The sequence below is a fragment of the Halanaerobium polyolivorans genome (genome assembly GCF_020711195.1).
In the GTDB taxonomy this organism is placed as follows: Bacteria; Bacillota; Halanaerobiia; order Halanaerobiales; family Halanaerobiaceae; genus Halanaerobium; species Halanaerobium polyolivorans.
In genome coordinates this window covers 163,167-179,998 of record NZ_JAJFAT010000001.1, presented here as the reverse complement: position 1 = coordinate 179,998, position 16,832 = coordinate 163,167, and the positions used below count along the sequence as shown (strand labels likewise).

Annotated in this window: 15 protein-coding genes and 7 tRNA genes; 4 read left to right on the top strand and 18 right to left on the bottom strand. The window is 32.6% G+C overall.

The features are described from left to right. Window positions 1-5 precede the first annotated feature (5 nt). The 11 genes from LJ207_RS00935 to LJ207_RS00885 form a co-directional block, all read right to left on the bottom strand. Window positions 6-1,181: a tetratricopeptide repeat protein gene (locus LJ207_RS00935; RefSeq protein ID WP_229343194.1), complete on the bottom strand. Its 1,176-nt coding sequence runs from the start codon at window positions 1,179-1,181 to the stop codon at window positions 6-8. Beyond that, on the bottom strand, window positions 1,181-2,422 hold the full coding sequence (locus LJ207_RS00930; protein ID WP_229343192.1) for a CinA family nicotinamide mononucleotide deamidase-related protein: 1,242 nt from the start codon (window positions 2,420-2,422) through the stop codon (window positions 1,181-1,183). The genes LJ207_RS00935 and LJ207_RS00930 overlap by 1 nt, the downstream gene beginning before the upstream one ends. 98 nt (window positions 2,423-2,520) lie before the next feature. Beyond that, window positions 2,521-2,961 (bottom strand): phosphatidylglycerophosphatase A family protein, encoded by a 441-nt coding sequence (locus LJ207_RS00925; protein WP_229343190.1) that lies wholly within the window; start codon window positions 2,959-2,961, stop codon window positions 2,521-2,523. A gap of 21 nt (window positions 2,962-2,982) precedes the next feature. Continuing rightward, window positions 2,983-3,513 (bottom strand): CDP-diacylglycerol--glycerol-3-phosphate 3-phosphatidyltransferase, encoded by a 531-nt coding sequence (pgsA, locus tag LJ207_RS00920; RefSeq protein ID WP_229343188.1) that lies wholly within the window; start codon window positions 3,511-3,513, stop codon window positions 2,983-2,985. After that, window positions 3,497-4,834, bottom strand: a complete 1,338-nt coding sequence (gene rimO, locus LJ207_RS00915; RefSeq protein WP_229343186.1) for a 30S ribosomal protein S12 methylthiotransferase RimO — start codon at window positions 4,832-4,834, stop codon at window positions 3,497-3,499. The genes pgsA and rimO overlap by 17 nt, the downstream gene beginning before the upstream one ends. Window positions 4,835-4,917: 83 nt before the next feature. Further along, window positions 4,918-4,994 (bottom strand) — tRNA-Pro (locus LJ207_RS00910). A 69-nt stretch (window positions 4,995-5,063) separates the two neighbouring features. After that, window positions 5,064-5,357 carry a DUF2103 domain-containing protein gene (locus tag LJ207_RS00905; protein ID WP_229343454.1) on the bottom strand — a complete coding sequence of 98 codons (294 nt, stop codon included), beginning with the start codon at window positions 5,355-5,357 and terminating at the stop codon, window positions 5,064-5,066. Between the two features lie 135 nt (window positions 5,358-5,492). After that, window positions 5,493-5,568 (bottom strand) — tRNA-Thr (locus LJ207_RS00900). Between the two features lie 22 nt (window positions 5,569-5,590). Further along, window positions 5,591-5,666, bottom strand: a tRNA-Trp gene (locus LJ207_RS00895). A gap of 5 nt (window positions 5,667-5,671) precedes the next feature. Continuing rightward, window positions 5,672-5,747: transfer RNA gene (locus tag LJ207_RS00890), tRNA-Thr, on the bottom strand. A gap of 22 nt (window positions 5,748-5,769) precedes the next feature. After that, window positions 5,770-5,845 (bottom strand) — tRNA-Trp (locus tag LJ207_RS00885). Between the two features lie 291 nt (window positions 5,846-6,136). Here LJ207_RS00885 and LJ207_RS00880 point away from each other — a divergent pair. Then, window positions 6,137-7,540 (top strand): dihydrolipoyl dehydrogenase family protein, encoded by a 1,404-nt coding sequence (locus tag LJ207_RS00880; RefSeq protein WP_229343184.1) that lies wholly within the window; start codon window positions 6,137-6,139, stop codon window positions 7,538-7,540. Window positions 7,541-7,569: 29 nt separating this feature from the next. After that, a complete protein-coding gene (locus LJ207_RS00875) occupies window positions 7,570-8,523 on the top strand; it encodes an L-lactate dehydrogenase (RefSeq protein ID WP_229343182.1) in 954 nt (317 codons plus the stop codon). Window positions 8,524-8,599: 76 nt separating this feature from the next. Here the strand turns inward: LJ207_RS00875 and LJ207_RS00870 are convergent, their stop codons facing one another. From LJ207_RS00870 to surE, 3 genes are all read right to left on the bottom strand, one after another. Next, complete coding sequence (locus LJ207_RS00870) at window positions 8,600-9,889, bottom strand: DUF362 domain-containing protein (RefSeq protein ID WP_229343180.1); 1,290 nt, start codon at window positions 9,887-9,889, stop codon at window positions 8,600-8,602. Window positions 9,890-10,009: 120 nt separating this feature from the next. Then, window positions 10,010-10,582: a tRNA 5-(aminomethyl)-2-thiouridylate-methyltransferase MnmM gene (gene mnmM, locus LJ207_RS00865; protein ID WP_229343177.1), complete on the bottom strand. Its 573-nt coding sequence runs from the start codon at window positions 10,580-10,582 to the stop codon at window positions 10,010-10,012. After that, window positions 10,583-11,386, bottom strand: a complete 804-nt coding sequence (gene surE / locus LJ207_RS00860; RefSeq protein ID WP_229343175.1) for a 5'/3'-nucleotidase SurE — start codon at window positions 11,384-11,386, stop codon at window positions 10,583-10,585. It lies immediately after the preceding gene. Between the two features lie 321 nt (window positions 11,387-11,707). Here surE and LJ207_RS00855 point away from each other — a divergent pair. Further along, window positions 11,708-11,783: transfer RNA gene (locus LJ207_RS00855), tRNA-Glu, on the top strand. A 4-nt stretch (window positions 11,784-11,787) separates the two neighbouring features. Then, window positions 11,788-11,872: transfer RNA gene (locus LJ207_RS00850), tRNA-Tyr, on the top strand. Window positions 11,873-11,926: 54 nt separating this feature from the next. Here the strand turns inward: LJ207_RS00850 and LJ207_RS00845 are convergent. From LJ207_RS00845 to LJ207_RS00830, 4 genes are all read right to left on the bottom strand, one after another. After that, window positions 11,927-13,003: a helix-turn-helix domain-containing protein gene (locus tag LJ207_RS00845; RefSeq protein WP_229343173.1), complete on the bottom strand. Its 1,077-nt coding sequence runs from the start codon at window positions 13,001-13,003 to the stop codon at window positions 11,927-11,929. Between the two features lie 247 nt (window positions 13,004-13,250). Further along, the gene (locus LJ207_RS00840; protein WP_229343172.1) at window positions 13,251-14,150 is read right to left on the bottom strand and encodes an ABC transporter permease; all 900 of its coding nucleotides are present in this window, start codon (window positions 14,148-14,150) and stop codon (window positions 13,251-13,253) included. Then, window positions 14,150-15,271 (bottom strand): ABC transporter permease, encoded by a 1,122-nt coding sequence (locus tag LJ207_RS00835; RefSeq protein ID WP_229343169.1) that lies wholly within the window; start codon window positions 15,269-15,271, stop codon window positions 14,150-14,152. Before LJ207_RS00835 ends, LJ207_RS00840 begins: the two co-directional genes overlap by 1 nt. Continuing rightward, window positions 15,255-16,805, bottom strand: coding sequence for an ABC transporter ATP-binding protein (locus tag LJ207_RS00830; protein WP_229343168.1), 1,551 nt, complete (start codon window positions 16,803-16,805; stop codon window positions 15,255-15,257). Before LJ207_RS00830 ends, LJ207_RS00835 begins: the two co-directional genes overlap by 17 nt. Window positions 16,806-16,832: the final 27 nt, after the last annotated feature.

Genomic DNA, 16,832 nt, shown 5'->3' with positions numbered 1-16,832 from the left:
CACCCCTAATTTTTTTCTATCTCATCAAGTAAATCTCTCGCTTTTTGAAATCTATCATTTATATGCAGTGCTTTTCTTAATTCTTCTCTAGCTGCTTCCATCTGATCAGCATTATAATAAGCAAGACCTAAATAATATCTGCTCTCAAAGAATTCAGGGTTTTTCTCAACAGCTATTGAAAAACTTGTAATTGCCTGGGCAAATTCTTCTTGTTCTAAATAAACTTTACCTTCTGCAAGATAGGCTCTTACATAATCAGGATTATAAGTTAAAGAATCTGCATAATAATCAAGTGCTTTTTGATATTCTTTTCTTTGTTGAGCAATAAGACCTAATAGATAATAGGCATGATAAGAATTCTTATTTATTGTTAAAACATTATTTAACTCTTTTTCTGCCTTAGCATAATTGTTTAAAGCCAAATGATTTTCTGCAAGTCCGATATAATAGGGTGCGAAATTAGGATTTGTCTCAATTCCCAATTCATATATTTTTACTGCAGAACTATAATTACCTAAGCTTTGATAAAGATTAGCCAAATTTAAATAGATAGAGGGTGGTACTTGATCTGCAATTAAAGCTTCTTCATAAAGCTTTATTGCTTTATCTAAATAATCATCTTTTTCATATAGTTTTGCCAGATTAAGATAATCCCCTGCAGTTGGACTAGTCTTAATGATTTCTTCGTAAAGGCCAATTGCCTTTTCACTTTGCTTGTTTTCTCGATAAGCATAGGCAAGATCCCTTTTGAATGCTGTTGATTTTAATCCCATAGCTTGAGCTTTTTCTAAAAAATCTATAGCCCTGCCAAAATCTGCACTATCAAACTGACCAGCTTTGTTTAAAAATAACTCTCCGATTTGCCAGTTTAAAGCAGCACTTTGATAACCTAATTCTTCAAATCTTTCTAAAGAATTAATTGCTGCCAAGGTCCGATTTTCTTTTACAGCAGTCATTGTAAGGTAATATAAGCTGCTAAATTTAACTCCTGCATCTAAATCATAATCACTTAAAAGCTGAGAAAACTCCTTATCTGCCTGAGCAAAATTTCCCTGATTATAATTTTTTAGAGCCTGGGAAAATAATTCCTCAGCACTTAAGTCAGAATCAGCTTGCAGAGCCAGATTAAGTGAAAAAATTAGGCTAATTAATAAAATAAATACTAAAATATTTCTTCTCATCATGATTCTCCTTTTAATAATTTAATTAATTCAAAAAAGGCAATTTGAGTTGCATAATAACGGTTAAGAGATCTACCAAAATTTTTATTTATTTGGATAGATTTAATTCTATCTTTATATTTTATTGCAATATAAATAGTTCCAGGTTTTTTAGCCTCCATATTACTTGGGCCAGCAACTCCACTAAAAGCAACTGCAATATCAGTCTCAATAATAGCAGCAGCATTTTTCGCCATTTCATTTGCACATTCCCTGCTTATCATCCCATGTTTTTCTATTGTATCAGGATTTATATTAAGCAGCTTAATTTTTGTAGCTTTGCTATATGCAATAATAGAGCCTTTATAAAATTTTGAACTGCCAGCTTTATCACTTAATCTTTTGGCAAAAAGTCCACCGGTAAAAGATTCGGCACTTGCAATTGTTAATTTAGACTTTGTAATTTTTTCAATAAAAATTTCTAAAATATCTTTGTCATTTTTGCTGTAAAGATATGCTTCTAGTTCTGACTCGATTTTTCTTTCAGCTTGAGCAAGAATTTTTTCAGCCTCTTTTTTTTGCTGAGTGTCAGCAATAGTAACTTTTAACCTTAATTTAACCTCTCCCTTAACAGCCTGATAACTTTTTTCGATTTTGGGATCAATTTTAATTTGATTAAACTTATCCTCTAAAGTTGATTCTCCTATGCCAATAAAATTATATTCCCGATAAATAATCTTCTTTTCTGATAAAGCTTCTAATTCCTGTATAATTTTATTTTTAAAGATAGCAGTCATTTCCCTTGGTACACCTGGTAACAAATAGAAAAGCTTATTATTACTTTCTAGTTTAAGAGCAGGAGCTGTCCCGAAATTATTTTCAATTACCTCTGCACCTTCAGGTAAATAGGCCTGTCTAAAATTATTATCAGTCATCTCATAATCTCTGGCAGCAAAAAAGTTTTTTAGCCTTAAAGCTATCTCTTCAGAATAAATAAGGTTTTTGTTTAAAGCTTCTGCAAGGGCATTTCGACTTAAGTCATCTTCTGTTGGCCCAAGTCCACCGGTTATGAAAATCAACTCAGCTTTTTGGGAAGCACATTTGATAGTTCTTATAATATCTTCTTTGCTGTCATTAGCAAGATAGATACCAGTAACTGTAAAACCTAATTCTCTTAAATTTTCTGCTATAAATTTTGAATTACTGTCTTTAACTAAACCGGCCAATAATTCAGAGCCGGTAGCTATAATTGCTGTATTCAATATTTCTCACCTCATCAGGATTATTATATCATTTTAAGCAAAAAAAATCGACCACAAAGGGCCGATTAAATAGCATTTAGCAGTATATTTATTAAATTCTAAAAAAGATAAATTAATATTTTTAATATAGCCAGAGAAAACAAGCCTGCTAACACATCATCCATCATTACTCCCAGTCCCGATGGTAAAGTCTGAACCTTATCAATCAACCAAGGTTTTTTAATATCAAAAAATCTAAATAGCAAAAAACCAGCTAAGAGCACAGGAGCACTTGTCTGAAGGCTGTAAAAAGTTATCAACTGGCCAGCCATTTCATCAATAACTATCTTAGAATGGTCTTTAATCCCGGTTCTTTTCTCTTCATAATTAGCAATTGCAATCCCACCAATTGTTAAAGCAGTAATTAAATAAAAATTATTTAAAAATGGAAAGAAAAATATTAAGATAATCATCAGCAGTGAACCCCAGGTGCCTGGAGCATAAGGTAAATGTCCACTATAAAAACCAGTAGCTAAAAAATGGTTAATTTTATGAAGCATCTTTTCCTCCTCCTGCTGACATTATGAATAATCAACTTCTGCTCCAGCAAAATATTTATAACCAGAGATAACTGTAATTAGTACTGCTATCCAGACAAGACCTATAGTAATCTGAACAGGTAAATTAATAATATGAGGGTCAATAATTAAAGCAATAACAGTAATTATTTGGATAGTAGTTTTAACTTTACCCCACATACTGGCAGCTATTACAGATCCTTGATCTGCAGCAACAACCCTTAAACCGGTTACTGCAAGTCCTCTGGCAATTATTATAATCACCGGCCAGGCAGTAATTTTACCGATTTGCACAAAAGCAATTAAAACACCATAAATTAAAAGCTTATCAGCTAGAGGATCAAGTATTTTACCTAAAGCAGTTATCATATCATATTTTCTGGCATAATGACCATCATATTTATCGGTGATTGCAGCAGCAACAAAGACTATCAAAGCAAGAAGATCCCCGACAAAATTACCAATAAATAACAAGGCTATAATAACAGGTACAAGTAGAATCCTCAGGGTTGACAACTTATTTGGTAGATTCATCTTTTATCTCTCCTTCCAATTCATAATGATAGGCTTCTGTAATAAGGGCATAATAGATATTTCCGATTTCCAATTCGTTGTTTTCAATTGGAATATATATTTGATTATCAATTTCTGGAGCATCAAATCGAGAACGAGCTAAATAATAATCTTCATTTTTAGCTTCAATGATTACCTCAAGCTCTTTTTCAAGCAGTTCTCTGTTTTTTTCTAAAGAAATTTCTTGTTGAATCTTTAAAAGTTCTTCTTTTCTTTCTTTTTTCAGCTGAGGAGATATTCGGTTGGGCAGATTGACAGCTGCTGTATCTTCTTCTAAAGAAAATTCAAATACTCCCAAGCGATCAAATTTAAATTCTTTTATAAATTCTTTTAAATCTTCAAAATCTGCTTCACTTTCACCGGGAAAACCACTTATTAAAGAAGTTCTTAATTTTACATCAGGAATTTTATTTCTTATCATATTTATTATATTAGCGATATCTGTTCTATCTCCTTTACGATTCATTAATTTCCTGATTTTAATTGCTGAATGCTGAATTGGTAAGTCGAGATAATTACAGATTTTGTCTTCTTCTGCAATTACTTCTATCATCTCATCTGTTATAAACTCTGGATAACTATATAAAATTCTTATCCATTCAATACCTTCAACCTCGGTTAATTTTCTTAATAAGGGAGCTAAGGCTGATCTACCGTAAATATCAACTCCATATTGGGTTGTATCCTGAGCAATCAATATTAACTCCTTAATACCAGATTCGGCAATTTTTTCTGCTTCTCTTTTTATATCAGCAATAGTTCTGCTTTTTATGCCTCCCCTGATTTGGGGTATACTACAGTAACTGCAGTTATTATTACAACCTTCTGCAATCTTTAAATAAGCAAATACATTATTATCAAGTTCTCTAGGTAAAGAAGCACTATAATCAAATCCAGCTGCTGCTATACCTCCTGTTTTTTGGCCGGCTAAACTCTCTTTAACAACTTCAGCAATTTTATCAAAATTAGATGTACCAAGTACTGCATCAATCTCCGGAATTTCTGCCTGAAGTTCTTCACTATAGCGTTGAGTTAAACAGCCTGTTACTACAACCGACCTACAATTGTGAGCCTTTTTATATTCAAGAGCTGTTAAGATGGTGTCAATAGACTCCTCTTTTGCATCTTGAATAAACCCACAGGTATTAATGATAATTACTTCTGCTTTTTCAAAATCATTTATATATTCAAAATCACTTTCAGAACTTAAAAAACCCTGCATATGCTGACTATCAACTTCATTTTTGGGACAACCTAATGTCATTATAGAATATTTAATCATTTTTACTCCTTTATAATTTAGCTATTATTAAAATTAAGTCTATAATTAGAAAAAAGCCCCTGAGGGCTTTAATTATTTTAAAATGGTCGGGCTATCCGGATTTGAACCGGAGACCTCTACACCCCCAGTGTAGCGCGCTACCAAGCTGCGCCATAGCCCGATCTCAACAAGAAATATTATATATAAATAAAAGATTTTTGTCAAATTTTTAAGTCTTTTTAGTTGAAATTTATTTTACATAATCTAATTTCTTTAAAAATTCCATTGTTTTATCTGGATGATCAGTTACAACAAAGATCTCCTGAAGAGAAGAACTATTTTTGGCAATTAGTTTTATCCCACTTCTAGTATTATATTTTAACTGTAAATAAGCAGGAACTCCACTTCCTTTACGGCGGTTTATTCTGCCTGGTATAATACTTTTAATCAGAGCTGAGATAGCCATATCTTCTAAAAAAGGCAGAACATCTTCTATAATTGTATGTTCCTGTTTTATTTTATTATGTCTATACTTATTAGAAATTTTCATCACATCCTCAACTTATTATAACATTGTAGTATTATAGTAGCAAATCTTAGCCTAAATTGAATTACTCAATTGAAATATATTATTTGGTGCATAAAAAAAAGAAGTCGATTTCGACTTCCTAAATAAAAATGGAGCTGATGACCAGACTTGAACTGGTAACCTGCTCATTACAAGTGAGCTGCTCTACCAATTGAGCTACATCAGCTTATTATTAACTTAATTAAAAATGGCAGGGGAGGCAGGATTTGAACCCGCAACCAACGGATTTGGAGTCCGCTACTCTGCCAGTTGAGCTACTCCCCTAAAAATGGAGCTGATGACCAGACTTGAACTGGTAACCTGCTCATTACAAGTGAGCTGCTCTACCAATTGAGCTACATCAGCTTATTATTAACTTAATTAAAAATGGCAGGGGAGGCAGGATTTGAACCCGCAACCAACGGATTTGGAGTCCGCTACTCTGCCAGTTGAGCTACTCCCCTAAACGCATGTATTTTCAATCAAGCAATAACTATTATAATAGAGTTATGGGTTAAGGTCAAGTCTTATTTAAATGATAATTGAATAATATAGTTGTTTAAATCTGTTATACTCTATAATACTATGATATGCTTTACTTTTCTACAAGAGTTATCATAGAATATTAATAATAATTTTAGTGATTTTTTCTGCTCTTAATTATAATCTTTTCTATTTACTTGCAAAAACTTTGAGAATATATTATCATTATATCGTAAAAGCTGAATATTAACTTCAAAAGAGGTGTTTATAAAATGGAAAAACATGATTTAATTGTTATTGGTATGGGACCTGCTGGGATGGCAGTTACTGCAATGGCAGCAAATATGAATTTAGATGTATTAGCAGTTGAAAAACATAAAGTTGGTGGAGAATGTTTAAATTATGGCTGTATTCCAAGTAAAGCTCTGCTCAAAGCTGGAGAAGCAAATGAAGTTACAAAAAATTTAAAGCAATATGGAATTAAATTAGCTGCAGAAACTGAAATAGATAACCCTTTAGAAATAGTAAGAAATAAGGTTGAAGAAATTAGTGGAGCAAAAACTATGAAAGCATTTGATAGAGCCAAATTAATTGTTGATCAAGGAGCAGCAAAATTTGTTGATAAAAAAACTATAGAAGTTGAAGGTCAAAAGTATACGGCAGATAAAATTTTTATTGCTGCGGGAACAAGACCCATGATTCCTCCTATTCCTGGTTTAAAAGAGGTAGATAAATTAACTAACTTAAATATTTTTGAGCAGGAAGATATAGCAGAAAAACTTACAATTATTGGTGGAGGTGCAATTGGATCTGAGATGGCCCAGGCCTTTTCTAGACTTGGCTCAGAGGTAAATATATTTCAAATTGATGAACATCTTCTTCCTTCAGGTGATGAAGAAGCCGGAAGAGTTTTAGAAGCAAAGTTTAAAGAAGAGGGAATCGGAGTCTATAATAGTACAACTATAGAAAAAGTTGAAACAAAAAACGATAAAATTATCACTCATACTGAAAAAGGAGTATTTAAGTCAGATGAGATTCTGGTTGCAGCAGGAAGAGAAATATATCTTGAACCATTAGAACTCGATAAAGCAGGGATTGAGTATGATCAAAATGGAATCAAGGTTAATAGTCGTTTAGAAACTAATGTCAAAGGTGTTTATGCTGTTGGTGATTGTAATGGAAAATCACTATTTTCTCATGCAGCAATGCATCAGGGAATGCTTGCTTTAATGAATGCAATTAATCCTACTCCAATCAAACAATTTAAACATGAAGATTATATTGTTCCCTGGTCTGTTTTCACAAAACCGGAAATCGCTCAGGCAGGAATGACTGAAAAAGAAGCTCAAGAAAAAGGGATTGATTTTGAGCTAATTAAAGTAAAATATGCAGATTATGGAAGAACAATAGCTGATGGTAAACCAGAAGGCTTTGTAAAAGTGATCTGCAGCAGTAAAGGTAAAATATTTGGAGCTACTATTGTTGGAGAAGCAGCCAGTGAATTGATCCAGGAGTGGGTTTTAGCAATTCAGCATAATATTTCAATGTTTGATATTATGATGACTCAACATTCTTTCCCTACAATTTCTCTTTTAAATAAAAGGGCTGCAGAAAAATGGATGATGGGTAAAACTAATTCTGGTATTGTCCCAAAAATGGCCAAAAAATTTATATAAGATAAATATCCATATGAGGTGGTAAATTAATGCAAAAAAATATTAAAGCAAATAAAATTGCTGTTATTGGAGCTGGAAATGTTGGAGCTACAACGGTTTATGCTCTAATGGCCCAAGGTATTGGCTCAGAAATTGTTTTAATTGATATTAATCAAGAAAAAGCTGAAGGTGAAGCAATGGACTTAATGCATGGTTCTTCTTTTGTTAAACCTGTTAATATATATGCCGGCGGCTATGAAGATTTAAGTGATGCCCATTTAATTATTATAACTGCTGGAGCAGCTCAAAAGGCTGGAGAAACTAGGCTTGATCTCATTAAAAAGAATACTGCTATTTTCAAAAAAATAATTTCTTCAATTACTAAATATAATCAAGATGCTATTTTATTGGTTGTGACAAATCCAGTTGATATATTGACTTATTTAACTTGGAAGCTTTCTGAATATCCAGCTAATAGGGTTATTGGTTCTGGAACAGTTTTAGATACTTCGCGTTTTAAATCTTTATTAAGCAAACATTGTGGTGTTGCTGCTAACAATGTCCATGGCTATATTATTGGAGAACATGGTGATAGTGAGGTAGCAGCCTGGAGTTTAACAAATATTGCTGGAACTAATCTTAAAAATTACTGTCCCATCTGTGATGCAGAATGTCATAATAATGAACTTGAAAACATTGCAGAAAATGTTAAAAATTCAGCTTATGAAATAATAGAAAAAAAAGGTTCTACCTTTTATGCAGTTGCCTTAGCAGTTGCTAGGATTTCTAGAGCAATTTTAAGAGACGAAAATGCTGTATTAACAGTTTCAAGCTTAATTAAAGGCTTTTATGGTATCGATGATATCAGCCTTAGCTTGCCAACTATTGTTAACTCTAAAGGCATAGATAAAGTACTAAAACTACCTTTAAATACTTCTGAAAAAAAAGATTTGAAAAAATCAGCAGATCAATTAAAAAGTTATCTAGCAGAATTAGATATTTAAAATAATTACCGAGTAAAAAAAGGATGCCAAAAGGCATCCTTTTATATATTTCTTATTTAAATTATATTTGCAGAGATTAAGCATCTAAAGCTTGAAGATCAGCATTTAGTTGGGCAAATACATAGATAGGTGCACAACCAGGATATTCAGTTACATCTGCAGCTACCTCCATAGCTTTTTCCACTTCTTCACTTGATTCAAACTTCTTCCAGCAATCACCAACTACAAATAAGTGTTTACCTACAGCATCATTATAATCTAGCGATGGAACTCCACCTGCAATTATTAAAGACTCTCCATTTTCTTCTACAAATCTTTCGGTGTCTATTCCACCTTTAAAGCTATCTAGAGCTCCTCTGACATATTTATAACAACCTGGACAGGTCTGCTGAATTAAAACATCAACTCCAGGAATAAGTCCAACTGGATTGCTTGAAGGACGTTTAAAGAAACGTCTTACACTATCAGCATCAACACCTGCAACTTCTATTTCTTCTAATCTCATTTCACCTTGACCTTCAGAAAAGGCAATTTGAGTTGAAGGAACCTCGTGAGGTTCATAACCCATAATATAGGAAGTTAATGAATCTACAGCAACGGTATCTTCCCCGGCAATTAAAAGATTCATTTCGACAGGAGTACCTGCATGAGGTCCCTGGCCTTCCATAGCAATAATAGAATCAACAATTGTTAAATCAGCTTTTCTAATTCTTAATAAGTCGGCAATTTTTTGGTCTAAGTCTATTCTGTGAGTATCCTGCTGTTCTCCAGATGGATGCACATTAGGAATAATTCCCTGCCAGTTTTTTAGGCCTAAGGTAACAGTACCACCAAGGTGAGTTTTCATCTTAGGTAGGTTAATAACAACATCAGCATCTAAAATTGGTCTAAACACAGAAGCCTTTTTAAATACTTTAGCCATTGGAATGTCAACTTTTACAGATGCTTCTTCATCAAAGTAAAGAACTCTGTCTGCACCACCTCTATAGGCTGCTTCTTCCATTTCAGCAGCTTTAAAAGCAGGTTTTGCTCTCCCTACATGTTTTCCAAGAGATGGATTATCTCCTACCCAGACTTCTCCAGCTTCAGATTCTTCTTTAAGTAAAGATACAAGTGCCTCTATGACTCTAGGATCAACAACTGAGAAACTTTCTGGTGGTGCTAAAAAAGCAAGATTAGGTTTAATTAAAACTCTATCCCCATTTTTAATTAAATTAGCAATACTACCTACACTTGCTTCAATAACCTCTTTTAATTTTATTTTTATTTCTGCAATATCTTCATCATAACGTTTAAAGTCACCACCAATAAATTCTTCATTGCCTTTTAAAGAATCAAACTTAGAAATTGCTACTTTTGTACTCATTGCATATCCCCCTTATTAAAGCTTATGTCAGAATTTTGCAAAAACAAATGACAAAAAACTACTTGACTCACCTTCCTTCCTTAAAATTTTTTATTTAATAAATAATCAATTAAAAGAAAATTAAGCTCTTCTAATAATTGCAATAAGCTCTGGTGGTGCTGCTGATTGATTGATAAACTCATATTTTAAAACATTGTATTTTTTATAATCTAATTTTTTTACAAAGTCAATTAAAGCCTTCTGCTCTTTTAAACCACCTTGATGTCCCTTATATATTACTAATATTATTATACCATATTTTTTTAGAAAATATAAACTTTTTTCAACTGCCTTTAGAGTTGATTCAGCTTTTGTGATTATTGATTTATCTCCACCTGGCAGATAACCTAAATTAAATAAAACAAGTGATAACTGATCTTCTTTAAGATAAGCATCTAAATTAGCATGAGAATCATTAATAACTTTAACTTTATCACCCAGCTTATTTTTTTCAAGCAGTTCTTTTGTCTTTTCTACAGCTTTTTTTTGAATATCAAAGGCTAGTATTTCGGTATTTTGATCTGCAATTTCTGCTAGAAATAGTGTATCTTTTCCGTTTCCAGCAGTTGCATCTATTAAAGTTGAATCTTTATTCAAATGTTTTTTGATTAAATGATGAGAAAATTCTACTGCATTCATAAAATCTTTTTTCACTTATTTGCCTTCTTTCTTTATTTTACTATCATTTTTAAGCTCAATTTTTTTAGAAAATTTTTTAGCTAAAAACTCAATTTGCTGACTATCAGTTAAATCAATTTTTAAGGGAGTGATTGAAATATTCCCCTTCAAATATTCGGAAATATCTGTATTGTCATCTTTAACTTTTTTATCACTTCCATTTAACCAGAAATACTTATTGCCAAACGGATCTTCCCTTTCTACAAAACTATCGATATATAAAGATCTGCCTAATTTAGTAATGATAATTTCTGTATTGTCATTAATTTCTACTGGAAAGTTAATATTTAAAAGCAGATTTTTATTATCTACTAAAATGTTATCGTGATTTAGTAGATCAACAATATATTGAGCAGCTTTTTTGAAATCACTTTCTTCAGTGTAATTCATAGATACAGCAAGTGAAGGGAAACCAAGCATTGATCCTTCTATTGCTGCAGAAACTGTTCCGGAATATAGTATTTCTAAGCCTAAATTAGGACCATGATTAATACCTGAGATAATTAAGTCAGGTTTAAAGTCTAATAATTTTTCTACAGCTAATTTAACACAATCAGCTGGAGTTCCATTAACACTGTAAACTGTTAAATCAGGTAGGGATGATCTTTTTATTTTCAGTGCTCTCAGTGGATCATGTAAAGTAATTGCATGTCCAGAAGCACTTCTTTCTCTATCAGGTGCAGCTACAGTTACCTGATGTCCATTTTCAGCTAAAACTGCAGCTAAGTCTGTTATTCCATCAGCATAAACTCCATCATCATTAGTAAGTAAAATTTTCAATTTTTCACCCTGTATAATGAACATAGGGAAGAACATTATACATTTCCTTTCTTTAATTATTTTAAATAATTCTAATTTATCAAGTTAATTTTTTTCAGCTAAGCCTGCTCTCCCTATTAGCCATATCCAGCAGTCTATTTAAAATATAATTATAATTTCATTAATAGGATATTATTCTCAAGAAAGCCGTTAAATAGCGATAAATATAATATAATTGAGCAAATAGAATATAATCTAATTAGATAATCATTATTAAGCTTTAAATGAAATTGAAGTAATTGCAGAGATAATATATACTAATAACTGTGCTTAAAAATGAATGCCCTCATCGTCTAGGGGTCTAGGACACCAGGTTTTCATCCTGGCGGCAGGGGTTCGAATCCCCTTGAGGGTACCAATTTGGAGGGGTGCCCGAGTGGTTAAAGGGAGCAGACTGTAAATCTGCCGGCGATGCCTACAAAGGTTCAAATCCTTTCCCCTCCACCATTAATTTAATATTATGGCAGTAATGTTTAAACACCCATTAGATAGGGTGTTTTTTTATTCTCTCAAATTAATAATTTCAAAGCCATCTTCTTCAATTAAAATTTCAATTTCACTAATGTCTCCAGTCTCGGTCCAGGGGCCAAATTCTTGATTATTGATTTGAACTGTTACTGCTCTTGGCCTACCTATCCGCATATATAAAATTTCTTCTGCTTCATATTCCAGACTTTCTCCTGCTTCTAATAAACCACTAAAAACTGTTTCGCCATCTGAATCAACTCTTAACCAGACTAAATCATCAGCATTAATGGTAATTAGATTATCAATTTGATTTTCTTCACTTTCTATTTCCTCACTCTCAGTTTCAAGTGCTATCTCTTGATTTAGATCACTTAAGCCTTCTTCAGAACTAAAATCATCTTCTGGAGCAAGTTCTAAACGACTGTCATCAATTATAATTGCAGGCCTTTCTGAAATATTAATTTCTTGTTCAAAAAGATCTCTTTCTGAAATATCAATTATAGCTTCTTCTTCATGTAGTTGGGCATCATTTAGCAGACCTTCTAAACTCGTATCCAAAAGATTGAGCTCTTCTTCAATACTGCTGCTTATTAAAACGTTTTCTTCTTCAATATAGGTTGCTGTTAATTCTTCGCTCTCATCCTGCTGTTCTAAGATTTCCGTGTCATTTTCACTTTCATCTAAAATTAACTGATCTGCATTAGTAAAATATTGAAAAGCATAAATAGAGGCCATTATGATTAAAAAGCCAAGAAAAACAAATAAAATAATTTTAAAGAAACCTTTTGTTTTTTTCTTTTTGCCCCTATTATGTTTAATATTTGTTCCACTCAAATAATCTTCCTGAATATGTTTTTCCTTTTTTTCTTCGACTATATTTAAAACAGAATAATTTTCTAAAAGTTTTTGATAATTAATATCTACTTCTCTGGCATATCCTTTAACAAATACCTTTAAATAAACCGAGCCAGGCAGTTTATCAAATTCATTTTTTTCTATTGCTTCTAAATAAACTTTTCGAATTTTAGTTTTTTCTTGAATTTCATCAAGGCTTAAACCCTTCTCCATCCTTGCTTTTTTTAATAATGTCCCTAGTTCCAATTCTTCCAATGGCTTGTCCTCCTTTAAAATCTATCATAAATTATAATAATCACTTATTCGCTTTAGATTTAATTGGTTACTTGATTGGATTATTCTCTTAACTATTATAACATACTTTGACAAGTTATTTAATACTCTGTTATCAATATTCTCGATTCTTTATGAAAAGACCTTCAAAATATTGATAATATTTTTTTAAAAAAAGAAAGGACAGCCATTAACTGTCCCACATTGCTTATAGATAATTTGAATTTTTTTACTTTTCACCTTTATAATAAGGCTTCCCAACAGCTTTTGGAGGAATAGATTTACCAATAAATCCAGCTAAAACTACCAGAGTTAAAACATATGGTATAGCACTTATCAATTCTGAAGGGATAAAAACAAAATCAACTCTTACCGCTATTGCTTCAGCATAACCAAATAACATTGCTGCTCCAAAAGCACCAACAGGATGCCACTTACCAAATATCATGGCAGCTAAAGCTATAAAACCCCTTCCAGCTGACATTTCTCTTACAAAAGCACTACCATCACCTATAGATAGATGTGCACCAGCTAAACCAGCCAAAATACCACTTATTAATATACAACTGAATCTCCATAGATTAACATTAATTCCGAGTGTATCTGCTGCAGCTGGATGTTCACCAATAGAACGAATTCTCAAACCCCAATGTGTTTTAAAAAATATAAACCAAACAATTGGAACTAAAATCACAGCAATATAAGTAATTGGATTAAATCTAACTCCTAAAACCCTTAAAAAAGGTAATCTCATCACTCTTGGTGAGGTTCCCCTTACCCCAAACAAAATCTGGAGGAGAAATATCGTAACTCCAGATGCAAAAATATTTATACCTGTTCCTACAACAATTTGATCAGCTTTGAAGGTTACACAAACAACGGCAAAAATTGCAGCAAATATTAATCCTGCAAGCATTGAAAATAATACTCCAATCCAGGGATTAGCTGTCAAAGCACTTCCATAAACTGCTGCAAATGCACCAATTAACATCATACCCTCTAAAGCAATATTAACAACACCAGATTTTTCAGAAAATATTCCACCTAATGCAGCTAGAATTAAAGGGGTTGCAAAACGAAAACTTGCCAGTAATAAAGAGATTGATAACATTTGTCTAATTGTATTCATTATTCAACCCCTCCTTTAGCTTTTCTTTTTGCAAGATAAACTTTTAAAACCTGTAGACTGGCTACAAAGAATATTACCAATGCCTGAATAATCATCACTATATCTGAGGGCACACCAGCAAATTGCATCTCAAGTCCACCCTGAGCTAACGCACCAAATAAAAGTCCACCAAAAATTACACCAATTGGATGAGTCAATCCGATTAGTGCAACTGCTATACCAGTAAAACCATGTCCAGCATCCATTCCTGCCATAAAACTTAAATGAGTACCTAATGCTTCACCAACTCCAGCTAAACCAGCAACAGCACCACTTATAAACATAGCTAAAATAACTCCTTTACTGGCATTAATTCCACCATATTCTGCTCCATCAGGATTATGGCCAACTGCTCTCATTTCATAGCCAAGAGTAGTTTTAAAAAGTAAAAACCACAAAATAATTGCAGTGATTATTGCAAAAATGAAATTTATATGGAGGCGTATTCCCGGCTGCTCAAAAATCTCAATAAAAGGGATTTTACCAAATATAAAGTGATCTGCCATATCATTAAATCTCAGTAGAGCAGCACTTTGTAATATTCTGGGAGTAGCCTGTCTACCAGTATCTCTAAAATAATTTATTCCATAATTAATTGTTAAAGCAATTGCAATATTATTTAACATAATAGTTGAAATTACCTCATGAACATCCATTTTAGCTTTTAAAAATCCAGGAAGACCACCCCAAATTCCACCGACAATCATGCCTGCTAAAATAGCAAAGGGGAGATGAATAAAAGCAGGTAAATTAGTAAAATAAAAACCAACCACTCCTGCTGTAAAGCCTCCCATTAAAAGTTGTCCTTCTGCACCAATGTTAAATAATCCTGCTCTAAATGGTAAAGCAACTGCCAGTCCTGTTAAAATTAAGGGGGTAGATCTCCAAAGTGTATTTAATATAGCTCTAAAATCACCAAATGCTCCTTCATACAATGCTGAGTAAGCAGTAATTGGAGATTGTTCAGTCAATAAGATAAAGAAAACTCCAAATATAAGTGCAATTGTTATAGATAAAAGAGATAAAGCTAAATTAGTTAGAATAGATTTAACTTTATCAACAAAATTATTCAACAGTTTCACCTCCAGCTTCTTCAGCTTTAGAACCTGTCATTAATTTACCAAGTTCTATTTCATTTGTGTCAGAAGCTTCTAAAATATCAACGATTTCCCCTTCATAAATAACTGCAATTCTATCACTCAAAGACAAAATTTCACTCAATTCAGCAGAAACTAATAATACAGCAGCTCCATTATCTCTCCGTTCAATAATTTGTCTGTGAATAAACTCTATAGAGCCGACATCTACCCCTCTTGTCGGTTGAGAGGCAATTAAAAATTCAGGATTGTGAGAAAATTCTCTGGCAACTATTAGTTTCTGTTGATTTCCTCCGGATAAATTTTTAGCAAGGGACTGCATACCAGCACCTCTAACATCATATTCCTCAATTAAATCAGCAGTATATTTTGCTATATTATCGTAATTCATTATTCCTTTTTTAGAAAAAGCAGCCAGATCATGATAACCCAAAATAGTATTCTCTTTCAAATCAAAATCCATTATTAAACCGTGTTTATGTCTATCTTCAGGTATATGAGCTACTTTTTCTCTTTTTATTTGGCGAGCACCATAATTTGATATTTCTTTTCCTCTTAATTTAATAGAGCCGCTTTTAATATCCCTTAAACCTGTTAAAGCTTCTACTAGTTCAGATTGTCCATTACCTTCAACACCAGCAATACCTAATATTTCTCCCTTTTTTAGAGAAAGAGATATATCTTTAACCGCAGGCAAAGCACGATTATCTTCCACATTTAAATTACTGATATTCAAAATTTCTTCACCTTTTTGAGCAGGAGCCTTTTCTACTTTTAATAAAACTTGTCTTCCGACCATTAATTCAGCTACATCTTCTTGACTTGCATCTTGAGTTTCCACAGTATCAACACTTTTGCCACCTCTTAAAACAGTTATTCTGTCGGAAATAGCTTTAACCTCTTTAAGTTTATGAGTTATAAAGATAATAGTTTTACCTTGTTCTTTTAAAGAGCGAAAAATCTCAAAAAGTTCTTTTATCTCTTGTGGGGTTAAAACTGCAGTAGGTTCGTCAAAAATTAATAACTCTGCCCCTCTGTAAAGGGTTTTAATAATTTCAACCCGCTGCTGCATTCCAACAGAAATATCTCTGATTTTTGAATCAGGATCAACAAAAAGCCCATATTGCTTTGAAATTCTTTGAACATCTTTTTTAGCTTTTTTACGATCAAGCATCAAGCCTTTCTTTTTTCTGGGTTCATTACCCAATATTATATTTTCAGTTACAGTTAGTGGCTGCACGAGCATAAAGTGCTGGTGAACCATACCTATCCCAAGATTAATTGCTGCCTGAGGATCTTTCAATTTAACTTTTTTACCTTTATAATATATCTCGCCTCCATCTGGATCATAGAGACCATATAAAATATTCATTAAAGTAGTTTTACCTGCACCATTTTCACCAACTAAGGCATGAATTTCTCCTTCTTTAATCGATAAGTTTACATTATCATTTGCTTTTACTCCTGGAAATAATTTAGTAATATTCTGCATGTCAAGAAAATATTCTTCCTTGGCCATAGTCATTCCTCCCTGAAAACACTTTAT